This window comes from Streptococcus rupicaprae, assembly GCF_040545225.1.
GTDB classification, from domain to species: Bacteria; Bacillota; Bacilli; order Lactobacillales; family Streptococcaceae; genus Streptococcus; species Streptococcus rupicaprae.
On sequence record NZ_JBEPLO010000020.1, the window covers coordinates 17,281 to 42,306 of the forward strand.

Below are 25,026 nucleotides of genomic sequence, written 5' to 3' on the forward strand. Positions count from 1 at the left end.
GACCAAGATCCCTTTGGCAAACTTGTCATTGTTAACGGTTAAAAACTGGACCAGACTGAGAAAGTGTGTACCAGCTTAAACCTAAGCGACACCAGCACTCCCTTAAATCTCCGTCAAGGGGGTCGCCGTATCTGGTGATGTGTCAAAGAGATGGAAGTCTTCCCCGACCCGTAAATCCGCCTGAGCCAGCTGGTTAAAGACGGTCATATGGGCTAACTCTTTGATATTATTTTCCTTAGACAGGTGGCCCAAATAAATCTTCTTGGTCTTTTGGCCTAGGCTACGAATCATGGCTTCCGCACCATCTTCGTTACAGAGGTGGCCCATATCCGACAGGATCCGCTGCTTGGTCCGCCACGGGTAAGAACCTGCTCGTAAGATTTCAATATCATGATTGGCCTCAATCAGATAGGCATCCGCATTTTCAATCATCCCTACCATCCGATCGCTGACATAGCCCGTGTCCGTCAACATGACGAAACTCTTACCGTCCTTCATGAAGCGGTAAAACTGAGGGGCAACGGCATCGTGGCTGACTGCAAAGGAAGCAATATCCAAGTCTCCGAAGGTTTTGAGGGTCTCCCGTTCAAAAATGTGCTTTTGCTCATTGGACAGCTTCCCCAAGGTGTTTTTGGCTTCGAGGACCTGCCAGGTCTGGGTATTGGCATAAACATCCAGCCCATACTTACGGGCCAAAATCCCGACCCCTTTCACATGATCGCTATGCTCATGGGTAATGAAAATGGCATCCAAATCCTCCGCTTTACGGTCAATCTCACCGAGCAACTGCTCCACTTTTTTACCCGTCAATCCAGCATCGACCAATATCTTTTTCTGATCAGACTCCAAGTAAAAGGCATTTCCTGTTGAGCCCGAAGCTAATATACTGTATTTAAATCCCTGCATCTGTCTCCGTCATTTCTAATTTATCCAATACCTCCGTGTCCTCCCAATCTTCTGAAACCAGCTTGTCGTAAGGCAGAACCATGGTAAAGGTTGAGCCCTTGCCATAGTCGCTTTTGGCCCAAATAAAGCCTTGGTGCGCCTTGATGATCTCCTTGGCAATGGCCAGTCCAAGACCTGTTCCACCTTGGGCACGGCTCCTGGCCTTGTCCACCCGATAAAAACGGTCAAAAATCTTAGACAAATCGCTCTTTGGAATCCCCAAGCCCTCATCTGCAATGGAAATGATCAGCTGATTTTCCGTTGTTTTCATACTAATGGTGATATTGCCCCCATCAGGCGAGTACTTGATGGCATTATTGACAATATTATCCACTACCTGGGAAATCTTATCGGTATCAATCTCGATCCAGATTGGCTTGATGGGGTAGTTTCGGATAATGGTGTAGTTCTTCTTGTCTTCCTGTTGCTTCATCTGGTCGAAGCGATTGAGGATAAAGGTCATAAAGGCCGTAAAGTTGACCAGCTCCAATTCTAGTTCAATGTTCTGATTGTCAAACCGTGAGAGATTGAGGAGGTCTGTAATCATCCGCATCATCCGGTTGGTCTCATCCAGCGATACCTTGACAAAACTAGGCGCCACCGCATCGGTCAAGGCTCCCTCATGAAGGGCTTCAAGATACGATTTGACCGAGGTTAGAGGCGTCCGCAATTCATGGCTCACATTAGAAACAAAAAGCCTGCGTTCCCGTTCTTCCTTGATTTGTTTGGTCATGTCATGCAGGACCACCACAAGCCCTGCTGTAAAGCCAGACTCCCGCCTGATTGGAGCGATATTAGCTCTAAAGCTCATGTATTCCCCTGTCTGACTCGGTAGCTCCACATAGAGTTCTGGCGTGTTTTTAAGCAAATCACTAAAGCTATAATGCTCAGCAATATCCAAAACATCTACCAAGAACATCTCGCCCATGACCGTTTGATCCAGCAAGCCCAACTGGCGCTTAGCCGCTTCATTGATCAGGATAATGCGGCCCTGACGATCCGTAGCCAGTACCCCATCACTCATATAGGTCAAGATAGAAGATAGGCGATTTTTCTCCTGCTCCAGGCTGTCCTGGGTTAGACGAATAACCTCAGACAAATCGTTGAGGCTATTGGTCATATCGGTCAGCTCAGGACTTCCTAAAACATCCAAAACGTCAGAATAATCCCCCTGAATCAAATCCTGGACCTTTTGATTGAGCAACTTAATCTGCTTGTTGTCCTTGTGGTTTTCAAGGAGCAAGAAAATCAAGATTGCCAGAAAACCAAAAACAATCAATCCAAAAATGAAGCCAGAGGAAAAAATAAAGAGTCTAATTTTTTCAATCATTATTTCTAATGTAATAGCCGACACCACGTCGGGTCAAAATGTACTCTGGACGGCTTGGCACGTCCTCAATCTTTTCACGCAGGCGCCGCACTGTCACATCTACCGTTCTGACGTCTCCAAAATAATCATAGCCCCAGACCGTCTCTAGGAGATGCTCCCGAGTCATAACCTGACCTGTATGGGTCGCCAAATGGTAGATCAATTCAAATTCACGGTGGGTCAGCTCCAAATCACGGCCTTCCTTACGCACCAAGAAGGCATCTGGCAGAATCTGCAGATTCCCAATCACGATTTCAGATAGGGGTTTGATTTCTGTCTCAGTCTGTTGTTCAGAAATCTCGCTACGGCGTAAAAGCGCCTTAACCCGAGCTTGCAGCTCTCGATTCGAAAAGGGCTTGGTCACATAGTCATCTGCCCCAATCTCAAGACCGATTACCTTGTCAAATTCGCTATCCTTGGCTGACAAGACGATGATAGGGACATTGCTGGTCTTACGGATAGTTTTGGCCACTTCAAGGCCATCCAGCTCAGGCAACATCAGGTCTAAGATCAGGATATCTGGCTTTTCCGCCTCAAACTGGGCCAAGGCTTCACGCCCATCAAAGGCAGTCACAACCTCATAACCTTCCCGTGTCATATTGAATTTTATAATGTCCGAAATCGGTTTTTCGTCATCAACAATTAATATTTTTTTCATAGCTGTATCCTCAAGTATTTCTCTTCATTATACCAAAAATTCAAATAAAAAGCAGTTTTGACCTTCTTTTTCAGGTTCATCAGCACCACCTACTCCTCCTCATCCGACAACTGGGCCAGGAGAATATCATAAGCTGTTAGGCCTTCTGGTGCCTGACGGACAAGGTCCAAGGTCTCTTCTGGAAAAGCCCTGCTAGCTGACGTTACGGCATCCAATTCCCCGGATAGCAGTTCTTCAATCGTCACCATGACTAACCTCCTTGTAAAAATAAGTTGATAGAGACTGTTCAATTCCAAGTTTTAAGAAGCTTCAAGCGTAACCACTGCAAGTTTTCCCGAACAAAAGAAAGTGGGACAAAAATCGATAATTCATCAAAATTCAATTTACCTCACTATTATGGTTCTAAGTTCTGTCTGATTTAGTCTATCTCCAGACTCTCTTTGACTCTGACTCCGTCCGTTTTATTTCCAACTTCCAAAGGTCCACCAGACCTTTGAAGTATACAGGAACAAGTCTAAAACAGGCAAAGCTCATTGTCTCTTTTTAATTTCTATTGACAACCTAACCCCAGGCTGTCAAAGCTCTCAACGAATTACACCTTGCTCGACAATTCAAAATAGATTGAGAGATTAAGACGGAGTCCCAAGCTCACGCTCGTTTCCCTCACTTCTTATTACCTAGGCTTTTTCTTATCATACTATAAAAAGCCTAAATTTTCCTAAATTTAAGTCTTTTATGGCGGAGCCGATCTTTTCTTGAAAACGTTTTAAGCTAGCGCTATAATAAGAGTGATAAGACCTCACTAACTCACAGCAACCGATTGTAGAAAGGAGACTACGGTATGCTTAGTAGACAGTCGTTCAAATGCCAAGATTGGCTTTTAGTCAGCGGATTTTTAAGCTGGTTGAGCTTGATTTTCTTTCCTCTTTGTCTCACCCAGCCTGGCCTAGTTGCTATTATCGGACTCTTTGCCTGCTCTCTCATCGGAGTCGGGCACTATTCCAGGGGTGACTGATAAAGCTAGTCGTCTGATTTTACTAAACTAAAAAGGAACTCTCCATGAAAATAACCTTTAATAAACAGTTTTACAAGAATGTTTTCATTTATCTCTTCATACTCAATCTCGTCCATCTTATCAAAACCAATTTCTTTCAGAACTCAGCCCCTAAAATTATCCTCATGTTCCTTGCTCTAGGTTTTCAACTCTTTTTTGCCTTGACAGCACCTCTTCAAGAGCGACGACGCAACAAATGGCTTATCCTCATTTTTGTCCTCTCAACCATATGGACGATCTATGCTTGATTTTTTATCATAAAATCAAGAAGGTTCTAAAATCTAAAAAGCAGTTCTATACCGACACAAGCCAACCTTAGAAATCCCAAAATCCAGCCTCCTTTTGGAAGCTGGTTTTTTTAGTCTATAGTCTTCTGAGTCATCATACGCAGGCTGACTTCAAAGCCCATCATATCTCCTTCATTGATCTGGCGCAGGGTCTCATCCAGCTGAAGGTCAAATTCCTGAAAGGCTTGTCGACTCTTGGCCAGGCGTTCCTCCACCTGATAGTAGTCCTTGGGGGATGCCTTCATCTTGAGGTAGGCATCGAGGATTTCTTCGTATCGGCCCATATTAGCCTCGTGGATGGCCAAGAGTTCCTGTTTATTAGGAAGAGCTGGGCTGGCTAACTTTTGGCGAATGGCCTGGTCATCCTGCTGAATACTCTCTATGGAAGACCAGACTTCTGGCACTAAGGCCTTTAACTGCTCGTCTGTCAGGTTTTTGACAGCCACTTTGGGAAGGACAAGTTTAGGACGTTCCAGCTGACCCTTGGTAGGCAAGAGATCCCTAGCCTCCTCGATCAGGTCCCAGGCAGATTGGCTGGTTGGTAAGGCCAGCTGTTTTTGCTTAGCCTTTAAAAGCTTGGTTAGGTCAGACAAGTCTGTCGCTATCTGCTGCTGCAAGCGCAGGTAGTCTGTTGGAAATTTCGAGGCCGTAGTCTGTTGCAATTGTCTCGTATTGCCAGCCAAACGAGTTGTCAAGAAGTTCAAGCGCGCTTCTGTCCGTTTACGGTCTACACTCCGAAACAAGGGAAGCGCCAGACCACCGATTCCCAATAAAATAGCCAGACCAATTCCTACTTCAAGCATACCTTTTGCCTCACCCTTTTTCAATAATTATAGCATATTTTTAAAACCCTGACAGCAAAAAGGAAATCGGCAAGCCTGTAGCCTGCCGGTTCTCCCTTTATAAGTGGCTTTCGCGTTCTGCAAAAGCTGCCTTGGCTAGCTCGACCAACTCAGCGATCAAGTCAGGATAGGCCAGTCCCATATTAGCCCAGAGCAAGGGGTACATAGACCATTGGGTGAAGCCTGGCATGGTGTTGAGTTCATTGAGATAGATTTGACCGTCTTCTGTGTAGAAGAAGTCACAGCGTGACAAGCCTGTTCCACCGATTGCTGCAAATGCCTTCTGAGCATAATCGCGCATCTGCTGCGCTACCTCGGCATCAATCTCTGCAGGGATAGCCATAGTGATTTTGTTATCGATGTACTTGGCATCATAATCGTAAAAGGCCACATCTTTCACAACTTCACCTGGTTCCGTGGTGCCAATTATGTGATTGCCTAGGAGGCCAACTTCGATCTCACGCGCCACAACTCCCTGCTCTACCAAGACGCGACTATCATAACGAAAGGCCAAGTCTAGGGCCACATCGAGCTCCTCTGGACGGTCGACCTTTGAAATACCGACACTGGAGCCCATATTGGAGGGTTTGACAAAGACAGGATAGGTCAAGGTTTCGTTGACTTCAGTCACCTTGGCTGAACGGTCCTGCTGAGACGTTAGAGCGACATAGGCCACCTGGGGAATGTCGATACTTGCAAGCACCTGCTTGGTCGCAATCTTATCCATAGCCAGACTGGACGTTAAGACATTGGTTCCGACATAAGGCAATTTCAAAACCTCTAAGAACCCTTGCATGGAACCATCTTCGCCCATAGGACCGTGGAGGAGAGGAAAGACAACAGCCCCTTCTTCATAGATCAAAGACGCAGGAATCTTGTCCTCCCAAACCACTGTGCTATTGGTCATCAGACGCTCGCTCTCCGCAGGCTTTTCTTCAAAAACCTGAGTCCTGATAAAATCCCCTCCCTGGGTAATGAAATAAGTCTTGACCTTAAAACGGTCATAGTCAACTGCCCGCATGACACTCTCTGCTGATAGGACAGACACTTCCTTTTCTGCCGAACGGCCGCCATACAGTAATATTAAGGTTTCCTTAGCCATTTTATCTCCTTCTTCTGTTTGCAATTTATAATTCTGTTCGATTTTGAATAGCCCTCAAGAGGGTCAATTCATCCGCATACTCAATGTCAGCGCCGACAGCTAGACCGCGTGCCAGACGGGTTACCTTGATTCCCGCAGGCTTCAAGACCCGCGAAATGTACATGGCTGTCGCTTCGCCGTCCGCTGTCGCATTGGTCGCCACAATCACCTCGGTCACCTGGCCATCCATTAGGCGGCTGATCAGGCTCTTAAGGTTGATGTCATCTGGACCGATCCCATTCATAGGGGAAATCAAGCCCTGCAAGACATGGTAGAGGCCGTGGTACTCTTGGATATTTTCCATTGCCGAAACATCCCTACTATCTTCGACAATCAGGATGGTTGTCTGGTCCCTGGTCTCGTCCTGACAGATGGCACAGGGATCTTCGTCTGTCAGATTACCACATTGCCCACAGTAGGTCAATTCACGCTTAGCAGCTAAAAGATGCTTGGCAAATTCATTGACATCCTCATCTGACATCCCGATAGTATAAAAAGCCAAGCGCGTCGCAGTCTTGATACCGATCCCCGGCAGTTTAGAATAAGAGTCAATCAATTTTGCAATAGGTGTAGGGTATAACATAATATTCCTTTAGTTCATAGGGTAAAGTTGGTGGTAGAGATTGATGATATCTCTGGTCACTAGTTGGCTGGTCTTGGTGTCCAAATCCGTGCTGTGGGGCAGAATAACCGCAACCGCAATTTGGGGATTGTGGCTGGGAGCATAGGCTACGACATTGGAATTAATGGCTGCTTTTTGCTCTCCTTCTTTGGTCGTCACAAAGGTTTCGGCAGTTCCTGTCTTAGCAGATATGGGCACTGCTGCCCCTTGGCCGATTGTTTTTCCTGTCGTATAGCCCGAAGGATTGTGAACCACCTGGTAAAAACCTTCTTTCAAGAGAGCCAGTTGATCCCCTGTCAAAGGAACCTGATTCAAGAGGGTATAAGGCACAGGCTCAATCAAATCTCCCAAGCCTCCTTCCTCTGTATTGTCATAAATTCCTTGGACCAAGCGCGGTGCCATCCGATGGCCACCGTTAGCAATGGTAGCCACATACTGGGCCAGTTGCATGGTCGTGTAGTTGTCAAACTGGCCGAATGAATTGGTCAAGTAGTTGGCGACACTGTACTGGTCTGGCACGATTCCCTGAGATTCCAATGGCAGGTCAATCCCTGTCGGCACGCCCAAGCCGTACTGGCCAAAACCTTCTCTGAGGGTAGCCATGGCTTCTGCCAAGTGATTGGTCCTAAGAATCATGTTGGGCCTATAGTCTTCCTGCATAAGCTTGAGAGCTATTTGGACCATGTAGGTGTTGGATGAGTATTGAAGGGCTTGGATAGCGTCAATGCTTTGATTGCCAAACTTGGTAAACCAGGACGTAATTGGTGCGGAATCTGCAAAGACAATCGGTTGATCGACCAGAATCTGGTTGCCTTGAAGAGCGCCTTGCTGCCAGGCCGTGGACAGGGTTGCCCCTTTGACCACAGATCCCGGTACGAAGACATCCATCACAGTTCCCAAGGCGTTTTCTTTGAGCTTATCTGTTTCCAGATCGTGCTGGTAGCCCGACATGGCAAGAACAGCCCCCGTTTCAGGATTTAGAGCAACGGCATAAATCCCTTCCGAGTAGGTCGTGTTGCCATTGGCCAATTCGGTCTGGAAGTAGGATTCTAAGATCTTATTGACCCCATCCTGGAAGGCCAGGTCGATGGTCAGCTGGATGTTCTTCCCTTTTTCTCCAGCACTCTCAACCTTCGTCGACTCCAAATTGCCATACTTATCCAAATGGACAGCTTTGAGTTCACGTCTTCCTTGCAGATAGGGCTCGTACTGCTTTTCAAGGTAGGAGGTCCCTACTCGATCCTTCATGGAATACCCCTGTGCCAAGTAATGTTGGGCCTCCTCTTGAGGCAGACCAGCCTGCTCAGTCGAGACATTGCCAATAATGCTGGCGAGCGAAGTCGGTAAGATCTCCCTCTGCCAAGCTGTCTTAACCGTAATTCCTTTTAGGACCTCTTCTTGGCTGGCAATCTTGGCGATCTGACTTGCGGACAAGGGATTCGTCTGAAGCGTAACCGTCTCAAAGTTAGCAGCAGCATTCATCTGGCTAAAGAGCTTTACTACTTTTTCTTCCTCGGGACTATAGGTCAGTTCCTCAGCAGAGACACTGGCTACGGCATTGGCGTAGACTTTCCCTTCAGATAAGCGATTACCAGCAGCATCATAGCGCTGATCTTTGGATAAGGCATTGACCACTTCCGCATAGACCTCCGGATCGGCCAAATGGTAATCAATTTTGTCCCTATCTGATAATTTTACCTTCTCTAAATCTACCAGGGTCACCAAGGCATTGGCTGTCGCCTTGATTTGGAAAGCGGTCATGGTATTAGAACGGGTGAAGGCTACCGCCTGGTGAGGCTTGTTTTCAACCAAGGGAATACCCTTACTATCATAAATTTGTCCCCGAACAGAGCTACTGGTCACGGTCAATTGACTGGCTGTCGCGAGTTTCTTTTGATAAAAATCTTTCTGCACCAACTGCATCTGCGCTAGCCGGGCAATCAAAATCGTAAACAAGACAATGATTAGAGCAAAGAGAACATATAAGCGCTTGGTTGTCACGGTTTGATAGCCCTTGGAGCGTGGATTTTTCAAATGCAGTCTCTTCCCTAAACCCATATCAGTTTTGTCCCCTTTCCCATAAAAGTCAATCCCTATTTTATCACAAATTTTAAAATTTCTCCTCAGGCAACCCTTCTTTAATAGATGAGGAATTTCAAGAAGCTTTTACTGATTCTCCCTCGTTGACTAGCCCGTTAGTCTTGACCCTCCAACTCTCTAAAATTCGCCCCAGTCAAAAGAGCTGAATGTGAGGACCTCGTCTACACAAGATAGATTGACAGCCATCAAAAGACGTAGACAGACTATTAAAATTTTTCACACACCATGCCTCATTTCCTTGACTGGGAAAATAATGTGCTATAATAACAAAGAACATAAAGGAGAAACCTATGCAAAACCATACCATTATGCAGTACTTTGAATGGTACCTGCCGAGCGACCAGAACCATTGGCAACGGTTAGCCCAAGATAGCCAGCACCTCGCCGATATTGGCATCACTAAGGTCTGGATGCCACCTGCCTTTAAGGGGACTGGTCCAGACGATGTCGGCTATGGTGTCTACGACCTCTTTGACCTAGGCGAATTCGACCAAAAAGGGACCGTTGCTACCAAGTATGGCCACAAGGATGACTACTTAGCCGCCATCAAAGCTCTAAAAGAGGCTGGTGTCTCACCGATTGCAGATATTGTCCTCAACCACAAGGCCAACGGCGATGACTTGGAGAGTTTTCAGGTTCTGCGAATGGACCCCAACAACCGTCAAACTCCTCTCTCAGAACCTTTTGAAATAGAGGCTTGGACCCACTTCCACTTTCCTGGTCGAAACAAGACTTACAGCGATTTCGAATGGCACTGGTATCACTTTTCTGGAACTGACTTTGACGCCAAACATCAAGAGACTGGTGTCTACATGATTCTGGGAGACCACAAAGGTTGGGCTGACAATGAGCTGGTAGACAGTGAAAACGGCAATTACGACTATCTCATGTTTACCGATATTGACTACAGCCACCCAGAGGTTTTAGATCATACCTATGAGTGGATGCAATGGTTTGTCGAGACAACCGGTGTAGAAGGATTTCGCCTAGATGCTATCAAACATATCGACCAAGAGATCATCCAAGGCTTGATTCAGAAAGCCAAAGCCCTCTACGGAGATCACTTTTATGTCTTCGGGGAATTCTGGAAGGATAGTTTTGAGTCCAAGGATCGCTATCTAAACGAGACAGATTTTGCCTTTGATTTGGTAGATGTCGGCCTTCATATGAACTTTTTCGAAGCCAGTCAGGCTGGTGAACATTATGACTTACGTCAGATTTTCCAAGGAAGCCTGGTCGAGCATATCCCAACTTCTGCTGTCACCTTCGTGGAAAATCACGACACCCAGCGCGGACAAGCCTTGGAGTCAACCGTTGCCGATTGGTTCAAACCTCTGGCTTACAGCCTGATCCTTCTCAGACAAGAAGGCCTGCCTTGTGTCTTCTATGGCGATTATTATGGGGTTTCAGGAGACTTTGGACAGGCTAGTTTCCAAGAAGTCCTGGATAAGCTCCTCTACTTGCGGGCCAACCATGCCTACGGAGAGCAAATTGACTACCTTGATGATCCCAACTGTATCGGTTGGACTCGCTTAGGTGATGAAGAACATCCCTACGGCCTGGCGGTTATCTTAACCAACGCTAACTTTACCGAAAAGCGAATGCATGTTGGTATCTTGAATGCTGGCAAGACCTTTATCGATGGCCTTGGACACCACGAATTCGAAGTCACCATCGATGACGAAGGTTGGGGCCTTTTCCCTGTCAAGGCTGGATCTGTCTCTGCTTGGCTGGCTAAAGAGGCAATAGAAAACTGAAAACCAACCTATCACTCATAAGCTAATTCTTAAGCACTTGTGCTTTTGTTTCTTTAGGCTATCTGAGCCAAGTTCGATTATCTTTTACACGTCAATAATAGCTAATTTATAGTGATACAACCACTTCCTTAGGTCTTATCCGAACGCCCTAAGCTAAGGCAAAGGTAAGCCAGGGCTCTCCCTTCATTCTGATATTGGCAAAGAATCTTTATTTTTTCTTCGTTTGGACTTCTTTGTCACTTGTAAAAATGCCACTTAGCGTTTTGCAGTCCTCCCAAAATGTGAGACATCAGAAAAACACCCCTATTGAAATCTAGTTAACTAGAAACAAGGGGTGTTTTCTTATAGTCAAACAAGGCTATTCAACAGTTGGTAAACTATCCTAAATCCTGTTTTTCCCAGTATTTTTGAGACAACCGATAGGTAAAACCTGCGATCACCAACAATATCACAAGTCCAACACAAGCTAACATGAGGTTCACAAGAAGTGATGCCGTGTTAAGTAGGATTCCTGCAAAAACAATGAGACCGATAAAAACGAGAAAAGAGACCAGAAGAATAATTGTTTTAGCAACATTTCCCATGCCACGATTAGCTAACTGGGTAACATTTTGCCAATTCAGCTCCAGCAAACGATAATCGCGAATAAAATAGAAACTTTCCATACTATAAGCCGTCAACAGCCATGCAACTAAAGCTCCCAAGAATAGATAGAAAGGCAGCTGTAGCCAAATGGTCAATGCCAGCAAAACCACCGTTGGAATCATGGCTTCAATCAAAAAGGCAAACCAGAATTTAAAGCGTAAGTAGCTCCTCATATCAAAGGGCATAGTCTTGAAGAAATTAAAATTCTCCCGATCTAAGGAAATAATAATACTAGATAGCCCCCCTGCTGACATAATGGCATAGGCTATACCGAAGAAAACAGCCATTGACAAATACCCGATATGATAGTCAATAGCGATCAGCACGTCACGTGCTCCTATAAGAGTCGGCACCATCATGATGACAACAAGCATCGAAGTCATGATGACAAAGGTAAAGAGTATAGTTGGGTCAGCAATCAATCCCAGATGATAATGCCATAGTTGTTGCTTCCATGTTCGTTGCCCTGCCTCTTTTTTTGCCTTTTTAGGAGCTTTACGAACAGAGACAGCTGTACTCGTTTCAAGAGCTGCGTCATAAAAATTCGGTAAGACTCGGTGCTTCACAATAAGTGCTAAGACAGCTCCCCCTCCTAGCCATACCAAAAGGTGGAGACCAACTTTCATGGACAAAGGATTCTCTGCCAAACCATAAAAGAGCCATAGAGGGGCAAAGCCAGATCCAGACTCAACCACTTGCCCATCCGTAAAGGACAATGATGTGTTTTGCAAGGTCAAAATAGCGATCACTGAACCAATGGTTGAAATAATCATAATTGCCCCAGATGCCAATTTCTTGTACTGGCGAAAGACATTTGTTTTGGTCAAAAAATGAACCGCTACAATGGTTATTAAGGTCATGCCAGTGAACAACAAGAGAAAGGATAGCAGCGCTAATGGAATCCCCCACCAAAAAGCATTGCCAAACCGAAAATGAATAAGCACCAAGTAGAGCAATAAAGGCAAGAGAAAGATCAAACTAGCAATGAAAACAACTGAGCCTTTTCCAAGAAAAACCTCTAGCTCTGTCACGGGCAAACTTCGATAGGACTGTAAGTCCTTACTTTCATAAAAGACATTGTACATGCTCAAGAAGGCTTGAAGCATGGTCATTAAAATGAAAATCCCTAGAAATCGGGTAAACATCCCAGGTAGGTCTTCAAATGGAATTCCAAGACTATAGGATCCAAAAATGAAGAGATAAACAATACCTGAAAAGAGGTACTGCCTCAAAATTTTACGTGTCACATTGGCCTTTTTGTCTGGATTAGCCACCTGCTTTTTGCGGTATTTATCAATTTGCGTAGCTTGAAGCGAATAAATCAAGTTGAGTTGGGTTAGTTTTCTAACAACATTAAGCCTCATGGGCCACCTCCTCAACAGGCGCTACAGGAGCACTTTCTGCTTCACGACCAGCCATCCCAAGGTAAATCGTTTCGAGTGGTTTATCAGGGTGTAAGGCTTTAAGCTCTGCTATGGTCCCAAAATAAATTAATTGACCTTTTTTCAAAATGGCAATACGATCACAGATTTGTTCAGCGACTTCTAAGACATGGGTTGAAAAAATAACAGTATTGCCTTCATCGGCATGCTGGCGCATCAACCCCTTGAGGTCAAAGGCAGCCTGTGGATCTAAACCTGTCATCGGCTCATCCAAGACCCATATATCAGGATTAGGCAAGAGAGCACCGATAAGAAAGACCTTTTGGCGCATCCCGTGAGAGAAGGACTCAATCGTTTGGTAACGATTTTCAGTTAAATCAAAAAGGTCCATAAAACGATTGAGCTGTGTTTCTTTTTCCTCTAAGCTAAGACCGTATGAGCTGGCAATCAAGTCCCAAAATTCATCCGCTGACAAACGCAAGAAAAGATCGGGCGAGTCTGCAACATAGCCAATCCGTTTTTTGATGGCCAAACGATTTTCTGCTAAATTCAACCCATCAACTGTAATCGTTCCCGAGGTTGGATTGATAATACTGACCAGAGATTTGATGGTCGTTGACTTTCCAGCCCCATTGTGGCCGATTAAGCCAACAATCTCGCCAGATTTAATTGTTAAATTCAGTTGATCCAAGGCCACTTTATCATCGTAAACCTTTGTCACACCATGAAATTCAATCATATCAACACCTCCAACTTTTTCTTTAAAACCATATTTTTCTATTAACCATTATAATCCATCTAGACCGTTTAATCAAGGTGTCTTCGTTTAAAGACACAAGTGCTCGCTGAACAAAAAAAGAGGTCTAAGCCTCTTTTTTCTGCTTCCATATAGAGCGTTCTGCTACTGCAGTTAGTAAGACATCTGTCGATGAATTTAACGCTGTTTCACAAGAATCCTGGATCACACCAATAATAAACCCGACCCCCACAACCTGCATGGCAATGTCATTTGAAATTCCAAAAAGGCTACAAGCCACTGGAATCAAGAGCAGGGATCCTCCCGCAACACCGGAGGCACCACAGGCAGATAGAGTAGCTACCAGACTAAGGATTAAAGCAGAGGCGAAGTCAATCTCAATCCCCAAGGTTGTCACTGCTGCCAAGGAAAGAACTGTGATGGTAATAGCTGCACCAGCCATATTGATCGTCGCACCGAGAGGGATAGAGACCGCATACGTGTCCTCATCCAGCCCTAGCTTTTCACATAGCTTCAAATTAACTGGAATATTGGCTGCTGACGATCGTGTAAAGAAAGCTGTCACACCACTTTCTCGCAAACACTGGAAAACCAAGGGATAGGGATTGGTTCGCATCATGACAAAAGCAATTAACGGATTCGCCAACAAAGCTACAAGGAGCATACAACCAACCAGAACCACAAGTAACTTGCCATAAGCAGCTACAATACCAAGACCATTTGTCGCAATAGTGTTGTAAACTAGGCCCATAATCCCAAACGGCGCTAAGTTAATAATACCAGCAACCACTTTAGAGGTGACCTCTGCGAAGGTATCAAGGAGGTGCTTAGTGGCCTCACTCACAGAGCGCATGGCTAAACCAAAAATCACTGCCCAAGTCAACACCCCAATATAATTTCCGGTGGCCACTGCATTCACAGGATTATCCACCATACGCATCAATAGGGTTTGAAAAACTTCGCCAACACCTTGCGGTGGCGTAACGTCTGCTACACCCGCTTCAGGTAAAACCAGACTTACCGGGAATAGAAAATGGGCTAGCACAGCCACAAAAGCTGCCAAAAACGTCCCGAATAGATAAAGCATGACAACTGTCCGCATGTTGGTCTTTTGCCCCTGACGCGTTCGAGATAGGGCATTGGCAACCAAAGCAAAGACCAAGAGTGGTGCAATCGCCTTGAGCCCTCCTACAAAGAGATCCCCCAACAAACCAATGACAGATAACTTCGGCAAAAGTAAGCCAAGCATCACACCTAATACGACGCCAGCTACAATCCTTCTGATCAAACTCATTCGACCCCAAATCATTAGAACTCTTTTCATCATAACCTCTTTTCAAATTAGATATTCCCCATCTTATCTCAAAAGAGTCCCTACGTCAAGAGCTTTTGTTTAAAATTTCTAAATCATTTCTATATTCATGCATTTTTGGGATTTGACAATACCAAATGTCTTAAAAAGCCTCTCGTCTAATTATACTTTCTTTTAGTAAACCATCCTAAAACTCTAACCCATAGAAAAAAACTCACTTATTAGCGAGTTTTTCCATTTCCAACCTCAGTTGGAATATTTTTGACGTCACTCATCCGTGACAACCTGTCTACAGGAGCTAGCACTCTTTGTCTAACTTCCGTTAGTAGAATGACTGGCAAGTCAATTGTCCCAAGCCAGACCTTTTATTACTCTCCACCGAGGTAGTATTCGTCAATGATGTTCAATTTTTCGTCCAATTCAAAGACAAGTGGTGGGAAGTTTGGAATTTCCACATCCATGATTTCATCGTCTGACAAACCTTTAATGTGTTTTACGAGAGCACGAATAGAGTTACCGTGAGCACCTACGAAAACGTTTTTGCCGTCTTTAAGAGCTGGTGCAATCTTGTCTTCCCAGAAAGGAAGGGCACGCTCAAGAGTAACTTTCAAGTTTTCAGCATCTGGAATAACAGAATCATCTAGGTGAGCGTAACGACGGTCTGTGTGTGCTGAATGCTCATCATCTTTTGCCATATCTGGTGGCAAAACGTCGTACGAACGGCGCCAAATGTGGACTTGCTCGTCACCAAACTGCTCAGCAGCTTCTGCCTTGTTTTTACCAGTGAGGCCACCGTAGTGACGCTCATTAAGACGCCAAGATTTCTCAACTGGTACCCAAAGTTGATCCGCAGCTTCAAGAGCAAGGTTTGTAGTCTTGATGGCGCGTTTCAATACAGAAGTGAAGGCCAAATCAAACTCAATACCTGATGCTTTGATGAGTTGACCAGCATCAATCGCTTGCTGTGTTCCTTTTTCAGACAAATCCACGTCTGCCCAACCTGTGAAGAGGTTAGCCTTGTTCCATTCTGACTCACCGTGGCGAGCGAAAACCAATTTTACCATGATGGTTTCTCCTTTTTATTTTAAAGGCTTGCGCCTGTATTACTCTTACTATTTTACAAAAAAAACATGAAAAAAGCTATCCTTTTTCAAAATTCTTTCTTCAATCTTCTCGGAAATGACTCGGACTGAAGACTGATTTTTAGAGTTAGGAGACTTTCGATTAAAATTTAAGCTGAAAAATGGTATAATAGTCCAGCAATGAAAAAGAAAGGCGCAATCATGACAAAAATTGCAATCGTAGCGGCTTACCGCTCTGCTATTGGTAGTTTCGGCGGCAGCCTCTCCCGTATCAAACTGGCTGACTTGGGAGCCAATGTCCTAAAGACTGCCTTGGAAAAACAGTCTATCCCTCCCCAAGCTATTGACGAAGTCATCTTAGGCCATGTTCTCTCGGCTGGTCAAGGACAAAATGTAGCTCGCCAAATTGCACTTGCAGCTGGCTTGCCTCAAACTACTCCAGCCTTTACCGTTAATAAGGTCTGCGGTTCGGGCTTAAAAAGTGTCCAGCTAGCTGCTCAAGCTATCTTAGTCGGCGACAGTGATTTAGTCGTAGCCGGCGGTATTGAACTCATGAGCCAAGCGCCCTTCCTCGACAAACAATTGCGGTTCGGTGCCAAGCTAGGCCATCAAACTCTAGAAGATAGTTTATTGACTGACGGGCTCACGGATGCTTTTGACGGGGAACACATGGGAATGACTGCTGAACGCATTGCAGCGCAGTACCACTTCAGCCGTGACCAATTGGATCAATTTGCTTTACACAGTCAAGAAAAGGCTTTAAGGGCCAAGGAAAATGGGCGATTTAGTGACGAAATTGTTCCAATCCTTGTCCAAAAAGGGCGAGAAACAATCCTCTTTGACACAGATGAGTACCCCCGCCAGACTAGTTTGGAAAAACTAGCACAGTTGCGTCCAACGTTCCAAAACGAGGGGCTACTAACAGCAGGTAACAGCTCGGGTATTAACGATGGTGCTGCGTTTGTCATCTTAGCCAGCCAAGAAAAGGTGGAAGAGCTTGGCTTAGTACCGCTAGCCTATATTGATGGCTGGGCAACGGCTGGTGTGGATCCTCAAGTCATGGGACTAGGACCAATTCCAGCCACCAAAAAACTGCTTCAAAAACTCAATAAAACGGTCAATGACGTTGACCTTTTTGAACTCAACGAAGCCTTTGCTTCCCAAGCCTTAGCTGTCCAAAAAGAATTAGCTTTAGAGGCTGAAAAGGTCAATGTTAATGGTGGAGCAATCGCACTTGGCCATCCTATCGGTGCCAGTGGCACTCGAATTTTGGTGACACTCATTCACGAGTTGCGAAGACGAGAAGGGCAGACAGGGATCGCCAGCCTTTGCATTGGAGGTGGTCAAGGCATTAGCTTGGCCGTTTCCCTGCCCTAAAAATGAGGTATAAAAATGACACAAATTGGTATTGATAAAATCGGATTGGCTTTGCCAGAATACGTCTTGCGCTTAACAGACCTAGCTAAAGCTCGGGGAGTTGATCCTGATAAATATACATTAGGCCTGATGCAAGAAGCCATGGCTATCGCCCCTCTTAGCCAAGACATTGTTACTCTTGGCGCCCAAGCTTCTGCTGCTATCCTAGATGACAATGACAAGGCACATATTGACATGATTATTCTCGGAACCGAGACTGGTATCGACCAGTCCAAGGCCGCTTCCGTCTACATCCACGGCCTCTTAGGTATCCAGCCCTTTGCTCGTTCCATCGAACTCAAGGAAGCCTGCTACTCTGCCGCTGCTGGTCTTGAGATGGCCTACAATCATATTCTAGCCCGTCCTGATTCTAAGGTCCTTGTTATCGCCAGCGACATCGCCAAGTACGGCATCGCTTCTGGCGGCGAACCAACCCAGGGCGCGGGAGCCATCGCCATGCTGGTAACAGCCAAGCCTCGAATCCTAGCTTTGAGCGGTGATAACGTCTATCAGACCCGTGATGTCATGGACTTCTGGAGACCCAATTACAGTCCTTACCCTCAGGTTGATGGCCACTTCTCTACCCTACAATACACAGACTGCTTGACCACAACTTTTAACCACTATCAGGAAAAACACGGAAAATCTCTAGACGATTTTGCAGCCATTTGTTTACATATTCCCTTTGCTAAACAAGGCCTCAAAGGCCTGCGTGCCCTAAATCCAAGCCCAGCCCAGGAAGAACGATTCCTAGAAGCCATCCGTTACAATCAGCAGGTAGGAAACATCTATACTGGCTCGCTATTTCTCTCCTTCCTTTCCCTCATAGAACAAAGCGAAGCTCTCAAGGCTGGAGACCAAATCCTCTTTTACAGCTACGGTTCTGGGGCAGTCTGCGAACTCTTCTCAGGTACCCTTGTCCAAGGTTACGAGAATCTGCTACAATCTAATCGCTTAGAGAAGTTAGCCAACAGAACCCCTATCTCAGTGGCTGATTATGAGAAGGTCTTCTTTGAGACCATTGTTATTGATAAAGGCGGCAACAGCTCTCCGCTTCCAAACGATCCTAGCCCTTTTGCCCTAATTGCAATTGACCACCACAAACGCATTTACCGAAGTATGATTGACTAAGCTCTTTCAACTACTACAAATAAGCCCTTGGTCATTTAGCCAGGGCTTATTATTTTTACAGCAGTGAGGTTTAGATCGTCTGATCCTAAATAAAAAGTAAATTCTGAGTTAGTTGGTGGCCATCAACTGAATCATCTAATACCCCAAGCTCGTATAGTCAGGTGCTGAATTTAAATGACAATTAAAACCTGTATTGGTCAGTTGGTCCATCCGTTGTCTTTACACAATTGAGACACAGGCAAACTGTCTGTCTTTCCAAAAAGTAGAAATGACAGCAACCAATAAGCAATGAGCCGAATGCTTAGGCTGAGAAACGTTTCTAGCTTCTAAAAGATCAAATGTCAGTCCCTCCAAGCTAGCTAATCCGCTCAACAATCAGTCAAAAATACACCCGTTAGACAAAAAACTATTTCGGATTTACCAAATCACGAAGGGCTTGATAGATGGCATCATTTTCAGCCAGGGAGTAAGAATTAGCCCCAGAAGCCAGAGGGTGGCCGCCGCCATCATGAGCTTTGGCAATCTGATTAATCGGAACGAATTTGCTGCGCAAGCGAACTCGATAAGTTCCCGACTCCTGCTCAACGAAAACAGCCCAAACCTGAATGTCTAAGATTTTACCAGGAGCATTAACAATCAAAGATGTCTCCGCATCCGTCAGATCATATTGGCGTAAGAGCTCTCGAGTCAGAACCACGCGCGCCGCACCATTGCCATCTGTCTCTAAATTATCATAAACATAGCCCTGCAATTTAGCAATCTTATAAGGATAAGAATCCATATAACGCGCCAATTCAGCCGCATCAAAGGAATACTTTCTCAGATCACTAGCGACTTCCAATGTTTTAGCAGAAGTTGAGGGAAACAGAAATCGTCCCGTATCTCCGATAATGCCTGCGTAGAGTAGCTTAGCTGTGTAGTCATCCAAATCCAAGCCATTGTCCAAAGCAAATTGGGCTATCATCTCAGCAGTTGAACTGGCACTCGTGTCTACCCAAACCAAATCCCCGTACGGCTCATCGTTAGGGTGGTGATCAATCTTGATTAAATACTCTCCTAAATTAAAGCGCTGGTCATCCACTCGTTCCAGATTGGCTGTATCTGTCACGATGACCAGTGCACCTTGATACTGCTCATTGCTCACCTGGTCCATACCGGCTAACCAAGACAGCGTCGGCTCATCCTGACCAACTACTAAAATCTCTTTCTCTGGAAAATGACGCTGCAACAACTTCTGGAGACCCACTTGGCTTCCGATGGCATCTGGATCAGGTCTAACATGCCGGTGAATAATAATGGTAGGGTAATCTTTAATCTTTTGTAAAATGGTAGATTTCATAACGTCTGCCTCCTTTTCTACTATTTTATCATAAAATCATAAAAGACTTGCTATAATCCCTTTTTTGATATATAATGAACTGGTTAACCACATAATTAACTGGTTCATTATCTTAAAAGCCGCAGAAAGGACTATTATGAAAAAGAAAAAATGGCTCCCCCTAACAGGCTTAGTCCTGGTTTGCCACTTGGCGCTGACTGCTTGCCAGACCAAGACCGCAAACGAAACTACTACAACCTCAACCTCACAAACAACCTCGTCATCCAGTAAAAAGACACCTTCTTCTGATAAGAAGCAAGCAATTGTCGTCACTGAAATCAAGGCCGATGGCTACACGACCCTAGTTGATGGCAAGTCTAAATTTGTCAAAGGCAAGGTTCCAAAAGACGCTAAATTCTCAGAAGAAACCTTAGCGCCTAAAGATTATAAGTTAGACAAAAAAGACATCCAGTATGAAGTGGAACAGGGCTACATCATTAAGCTCAAAGACCGCTTTTACTACTATCCTAAGGAAAAATCCGCCAATGCATCAAAAAGAACTGAAAAGGCCATTCCTGGGGTGACTGTACCAACCAGCGATGGTTTCCAGTTGACGGATGATTCTAAGATCTTGTCCAAAACCAAGGACGGCATTGTGGTCGATCACGATGGCCACTCTCATTTTATCTTCTATTCTGATTTGAAAGATACGAAGTTTGCCCACCTCATTCCTCAAGGTGCAGATCTGAGTCAGAAACCTTCTGGTACTACAGCTAGTGCCACCGCCAGTTCAACCCATCAGTCAGGTAAGACCAGCGCCAATGATGGACATCACTATGTCTTTAATCCTGCTGACATTGTCGCAGAAGATGAATTTGGCTACACCGTTCGCCATGAAGATCATTTCCATTACATTCCCAAATCCAGTCTAGGCGGAACCTATACTTCAGCTAAACCAGGCAATGGTTCTGTTGGGACTAATCAAGCTCCGAGCTTTGCTGAAGCACCTAGCAACCAAGCAGAAAAGCCTTCTGATCCAGTCAATCATCATACTCCGTCAGGTCCAGAAAAACCGAACGCGCCAACATCACCTGGCATTTCGACCCCTTCAAATCCTTCAATTCCTTCAAATCCTTCAGCCCCTTCCAAAAAAATTGCAGGAATCGACTATCCGACTAGCGATGGTTTCCTCTTTGATGGTTCTGGTATCAAGGGCTGGACAGACCTAGGACTTTTAGTTGACCACGATGGGCACCTCCACCTGATTCTTAAGAGTGACTTGGCAAGGTCTAAATGGAAGCACCTGCTGAAGGAGGATACCACTAAACCAACACCTCCGCCAGTAGCTCCTGAGCCGAGCAAACCTGAGCAACCAACAGTTCCAAACAAACCTTCAGAACCAGCTAAACCTGAACAACCAACGGTTCCAAGCAAACCTTCAGAACAAGCTAAACCTGAAACTCCTGAAAGAGATCTATTAGCAGAAAAACAGGCTTATTTGGCCAAAGAACTGGGGCTAAATCCAGAGGATATCCAAATCACTGACCAAAACGGGCAGAAACTCTTTATCTATCCGCACGGCGACCACAGCCATGCCATCGCTGCTGACAAGGTTATCATCGGCCAACCGATTGAGGACCCTCATGCGGATCCACACGCCCACCAAGCTGTCGGAATGGCTACCTTAAAAGCTATCGGTTTTGATGACGACATTATCCAAGATATTCTTCATGCCGATGCACCGACACCATTCCCAGCAACGGAAACCAACCCTGAGAACATGAAAGCTTGGCTGGCTACCGTCAAGAGTTTGAATATCGGTCAACGCGAAAACGCCTTGAAACGCTTTGGCTTGGATCTGATGCCTAACCTTGAAACACTCGGTGTTGGGTTCACAAAGATTGACGATGTTACACCGATTTTGAAGTTTAAACAACTGAAAAATCTCTTCTTGACGGATACTGGTATCACCGATTATAGCTTTTTAAAAGAATTGCCAAATCTTGAAGGCATTGATATCTCTCAAAATGGGTTGACCTCGCTGGATTTCTTAAAAGATTACCCACAGTTAAAGACCCTTGCAGTAACCGGAAGCAACTTAACAGATATTAGTGTTTTATCACACTTGCCAAACTTAGAATCCTTAAACCTTGATTATAACCAATTAACCGATTTAACTCCATTAGCAAATCTATCAAAACTCAAGGTTGTTAGCCTGGATCATAACAAGATCACAGACCTATCCGCACTTTCTCAAAAGTCTGATTTGACCCGCCTCTTTGTATCTCATAATGAGGGCGTTAAGCTAGCAACCCTAAAAGCACCAAACTTGGAAGAGTTAACAGCGGAACATAGTGGACTGACTAGTTTAGGATTTGTCAGACATTTACCAGCATTGGTGAGCTTAAACGCCAGTCAAAATGCCATTTCTAGCTTATCAGGTTTAGATCAAGCCGCTAACCTTAGAACACTTAATGTTTCTGAGAACCAGATAGCCAGCCTCCGTTTACCTGCTGGCCCTGCCAAGTTGGAAACCTTAAATATCAGCCACAATCGCTTGACTAGCCTGGAAGGAATCCAGAACTTTGAAGCTCTAGACCAGCTGAATGCGGGACATAACCAGCTCGCCACCTTAAGCATTAGCCAACCAAACAAGAGCATTACTTATCTAGAAGTCAATAACAACCATATCCCTGCTGAAGAATTAGAACCAAATGAGCAAAAGATTCCTAATGGGATTGCTCGCTATTTCCCATCAACGCGAGGCGGGGATATTTCAGAAAATAGTGTTATAGCCGATGACCATACTGATGAGTTACCAACTGCAACCGATGATCAGGAGCAGCCTTCGCCTGAAGCTGAACTTAGCGACATCGATATCAAACGAAACTACATCGCTAAGCACACCAATCTTCCAGCTGATCAAGTTGTGCTGATGGAGACGGACAAGGGACAGGCCTTCATGTACCCTCACGGTAATCACCATCATGTCATCTACCTCAAAGACATCGATGTGACCCAACCGTTTGATGATGGGCATGGTAATAGACAGACAACACCATCTGCACCATCTGAACCGTCTATACCATCTGAACCATCTAAACCGTCTGACCAAGACGTTGCACCATTGCCAGAAAACTTGGAAAAGAAACGCCGTGAGTTAGCTGAAAGTCTAGGCTTATCTACAGAGAATTTGCGTCCTGTAACAGCTAACGGTAAAGTTATCGGCTTTGAGTACCCGCATGAGGATCACTACCACACGATATTAATCTCAGATGAAGAAACAGAAAAACCTGAGCATAGTCCTGAAGAAGTCAAAGAATTAAAGGCGCATGTCAGAAAACTATACGGTTTATTAAAAGGAACGCCTGTTTCTATCAAAAATGGCTTGGTTACTTTTGCCATCCCTCATCCTCACCAACCTTATGATCCAAGTATTGACTATTACAGCGACGAGCCTGATCCAAGATTTGATGCAGGTCACGTTCATCCTTATGCAGTCGCTCTTGACCGTATCGAAATACCTAAAAAGACTGGTAATCCAGAGCTTGATTATGAAAATGAGCTACTTGCCTTCTCTAAATTAAGCGGTATTCCTGTCAGTCAGGTTAAGATTGAAAAGGATAAATTCTTTGTCCTGCCTGGTCACGGTCACGACCACTATATCAATATCCTAAACGCTGAAAAAGGATTAAAAGCCTACAAGGAAAATAGTCTCCCTGAAATCAAACCACATTTGGCTGTCGGGGAGTTCTCAAAAGAAACAATTGAAGCAGAATTAGATCGCATCCAAGAACTGGCTAAGGCTACATTTGACCCTGAAAGTTTAGACTATCGCCGAATCTTGCGTGCCTTAGACCAACATAGAGCCGATATAGACAGTGGTACTAGATCCTCTACTCAAGCTTATTTGGATGCTCTAAAGGACTTTGAAAAACGTCATGTTCTCAAAGAAACGCCAGAACCATCTTCTGAAATGGCTGAAAATCCACTTGAAAAGCAGTATAATCAATTATCTGACCAAATCAAAAAATTAAGTGATAAAACACTTAAATCCTACGGTATTGATCGTTCAGCTTTGTTAGAACGACTAAAATCAGCAGCTATTGATCAAAACAAGGTCGGCATTGATGCCATCGAAGGATACATTAAAGCTATTGTTCGTACAGAAGCAGCACCTAACGATCACTTGCCACGGGTGGCCTACATGGATTACTTCTTGCGCCATGTTGACAGCGAGTTCTTACCAGCTGATCTACGGGAAAAAGTTGCAGAAAATATCTTAGCTCTTAGAAAAGACGAACGTAACCAAACCTTCCGAACTCAGTTAGAACAGCTTGTCGCCTTAAAAGAACAAGTAAAACAAGCTATTGCACAAGCGCAAAAACAACCTGTGAAACTGGGAACATCTTATGAGGAAGTGAACAAAGCCAAGACTGATTTAGTCGGCCACGTTAACCACTGGGCAGGTATTTTCCACTACGCGATCACAGATCAAGAAAAAACTGATGGGTTTGACCGCAACCTTCAAGTAATGCCTGCCATAAAACCAGAAGCTAACCAGGATGACTCTCAACCTGTCACAACTGAACCAGTCTCTGAAACCCCTCCATCAGATCCATCAGGTCCGGCAGACTCCCCTGAGAAACCAGAAAAACCATCAGTGCCTGCTCCAAAAGACACTGAAAAAGAGGATAAAGCTCTCCCTAAAGAGCCTCTTAACAGTAATACAGACGAAGAAGAAGGTTTCTTAGATGGTTTTACAACTGAAGAGCTAGAGGAACTGTTAGCTGGTCTCAATAAGGTCTCAAATCAAGTGGGGAGCGGCCAAGATCTCTCATCACCTGAAACAGGAATTACTACCGAAAACATAACTCAAGCTGAAAAAGCAGTCTCATCTTCTGGCAAGTCTCAAGACGAGCAACCTACCCCGAAAGAGGATGAGGATGACGACGAGGATTTATTTGATGCTATTAACGATGAAGACTTAGACGCATTTAGATCTGGATGGGAAGCTTTGAAAAAACAAAGAGGAAATATTGACCTATACGGTACAGATTAATGTGATTAATAGGACAACAGTTCCCGCTCCTACCACTTTCCTTAATGTATCCTGATAGCATTATGCCCCGTCAAAGCGGTAATTGGCTATGATGTGATGGTAGACCATTACAATTACTGTTCTGGGCTTAGCTTGGCTTTGCGCAA

At 44.9% G+C, this 25,026-nt stretch carries 16 protein-coding genes and 2 pseudogenes; 5 read left to right on the forward strand and 13 right to left on the reverse strand.

What is annotated here, in order from left to right; all coding sequences use genetic code 11:
• Window positions 1–102: 102 nt before the first annotated feature.
• The 8 genes from ABID29_RS08650 to pbp2b all read right to left on the reverse strand — a co-directional run bounded on the left by ABID29_RS08650 (window position 103) and on the right by pbp2b (window position 8,952).
• A complete protein-coding gene (locus ABID29_RS08650) occupies window positions 103–906 on the reverse strand; it encodes an MBL fold metallo-hydrolase (RefSeq protein ID WP_354365756.1) in 804 nt (267 codons plus the stop codon).
• Window positions 893–2,275 (reverse strand): cell wall metabolism sensor histidine kinase VicK, encoded by a 1,383-nt coding sequence (vicK, locus tag ABID29_RS08655; protein ID WP_354365757.1) that lies wholly within the window; start codon window positions 2,273–2,275, stop codon window positions 893–895. Before vicK ends, ABID29_RS08650 begins: the two co-directional genes overlap by 14 nt.
• Window positions 2,268–2,972: a response regulator YycF gene (gene yycF, locus ABID29_RS08660; protein ID WP_354365758.1), complete on the reverse strand. Its 705-nt coding sequence runs from the start codon at window positions 2,970–2,972 to the stop codon at window positions 2,268–2,270. Before yycF ends, vicK begins: the two co-directional genes overlap by 8 nt.
• An 89-nt stretch (window positions 2,973–3,061) precedes the next feature.
• Window positions 3,062–3,220: a hypothetical protein gene (locus ABID29_RS08665; RefSeq protein WP_354365759.1), complete on the reverse strand. Its 159-nt coding sequence runs from the start codon at window positions 3,218–3,220 to the stop codon at window positions 3,062–3,064.
• Between the two features lie 1,164 nt (window positions 3,221–4,384).
• A complete protein-coding gene (locus ABID29_RS08670) occupies window positions 4,385–5,116 on the reverse strand; it encodes a hypothetical protein (RefSeq protein ID WP_354365760.1) in 732 nt (243 codons plus the stop codon).
• Window positions 5,117–5,213: 97 nt separating this feature from the next.
• The gene (locus tag ABID29_RS08675) at window positions 5,214–6,257 is read right to left on the reverse strand and encodes a D-alanine--D-alanine ligase (protein WP_354365761.1); all 1,044 of its coding nucleotides are present in this window, start codon (window positions 6,255–6,257) and stop codon (window positions 5,214–5,216) included.
• Between the two features lie 25 nt (window positions 6,258–6,282).
• Window positions 6,283–6,879 carry a recombination mediator RecR gene (gene recR, locus ABID29_RS08680; protein ID WP_354365762.1) on the reverse strand — a complete coding sequence of 199 codons (597 nt, stop codon included), beginning with the start codon at window positions 6,877–6,879 and terminating at the stop codon, window positions 6,283–6,285.
• A gap of 9 nt (window positions 6,880–6,888) precedes the next feature.
• The gene (pbp2b, locus tag ABID29_RS08685) at window positions 6,889–8,952 is read right to left on the reverse strand and encodes a penicillin-binding protein PBP2B (RefSeq protein WP_354365763.1); all 2,064 of its coding nucleotides are present in this window, start codon (window positions 8,950–8,952) and stop codon (window positions 6,889–6,891) included.
• 356 nt (window positions 8,953–9,308) lie between these two features.
• Between pbp2b and ABID29_RS08690 the strand changes: the two genes are divergently transcribed.
• A complete protein-coding gene (locus tag ABID29_RS08690; protein WP_354365764.1) occupies window positions 9,309–10,775 on the forward strand; it encodes an alpha-amylase in 1,467 nt (488 codons plus the stop codon).
• A 377-nt stretch (window positions 10,776–11,152) separates the two neighbouring features.
• On the opposite strand, the gene ABID29_RS08695 is transcribed toward ABID29_RS08690, so the two are convergent.
• The 4 genes from ABID29_RS08695 to ABID29_RS08710 all read right to left on the reverse strand — a co-directional run bounded on the left by ABID29_RS08695 (window position 11,153) and on the right by ABID29_RS08710 (window position 15,935).
• Entirely contained in the window at window positions 11,153–12,784 is a 1,632-nt protein-coding gene (locus ABID29_RS08695) for a hypothetical protein (protein ID WP_354365765.1), read from the reverse strand.
• Window positions 12,774–13,541: an ABC transporter ATP-binding protein gene (locus tag ABID29_RS08700; protein WP_354365766.1), complete on the reverse strand. Its 768-nt coding sequence runs from the start codon at window positions 13,539–13,541 to the stop codon at window positions 12,774–12,776. Before ABID29_RS08700 ends, ABID29_RS08695 begins: the two co-directional genes overlap by 11 nt.
• A gap of 124 nt (window positions 13,542–13,665) precedes the next feature.
• Window positions 13,666–14,883 carry a serine/threonine transporter SstT gene (gene sstT, locus ABID29_RS08705; protein ID WP_354365767.1) on the reverse strand — a complete coding sequence of 406 codons (1,218 nt, stop codon included), beginning with the start codon at window positions 14,881–14,883 and terminating at the stop codon, window positions 13,666–13,668.
• A gap of 356 nt (window positions 14,884–15,239) precedes the next feature.
• A complete protein-coding gene (locus tag ABID29_RS08710; RefSeq protein ID WP_354365768.1) occupies window positions 15,240–15,935 on the reverse strand; it encodes a phosphoglycerate mutase in 696 nt (231 codons plus the stop codon).
• A gap of 219 nt (window positions 15,936–16,154) precedes the next feature.
• Here ABID29_RS08710 and ABID29_RS08715 point away from each other — a divergent pair, with 219 nt between their 5' ends.
• The gene (locus tag ABID29_RS08715) at window positions 16,155–17,330 is read left to right on the forward strand and encodes an acetyl-CoA C-acetyltransferase (protein ID WP_354365769.1); all 1,176 of its coding nucleotides are present in this window, start codon (window positions 16,155–16,157) and stop codon (window positions 17,328–17,330) included.
• Window positions 17,331–17,345: 15 nt separating this feature from the next.
• Window positions 17,346–18,500 (forward strand): hydroxymethylglutaryl-CoA synthase, encoded by a 1,155-nt coding sequence (locus ABID29_RS08720; RefSeq protein WP_354365770.1) that lies wholly within the window; start codon window positions 17,346–17,348, stop codon window positions 18,498–18,500.
• Window positions 18,501–18,906: 406 nt separating this feature from the next.
• Here ABID29_RS08720 and ABID29_RS08725 read toward each other — a convergent pair whose 3' ends face one another.
• Window positions 18,907–19,839: a DHH family phosphoesterase gene (locus tag ABID29_RS08725; protein ID WP_354365771.1), complete on the reverse strand. Its 933-nt coding sequence runs from the start codon at window positions 19,837–19,839 to the stop codon at window positions 18,907–18,909.
• Window positions 19,840–19,975: 136 nt separating this feature from the next.
• On the opposite strand from ABID29_RS08725, the pseudogene ABID29_RS12345 reads away from it, so the two are divergent.
• A pseudogene (locus ABID29_RS12345) lies at window positions 19,976–21,097 on the forward strand (pneumococcal-type histidine triad protein); the annotation flags it as partial.
• A 795-nt stretch (window positions 21,098–21,892) separates the two neighbouring features.
• Window positions 21,893–24,880, forward strand: a pseudogene (locus ABID29_RS12350) (leucine-rich repeat domain-containing protein); the annotation flags it as partial.
• Window positions 24,881–25,026: the final 146 nt, after the last annotated feature.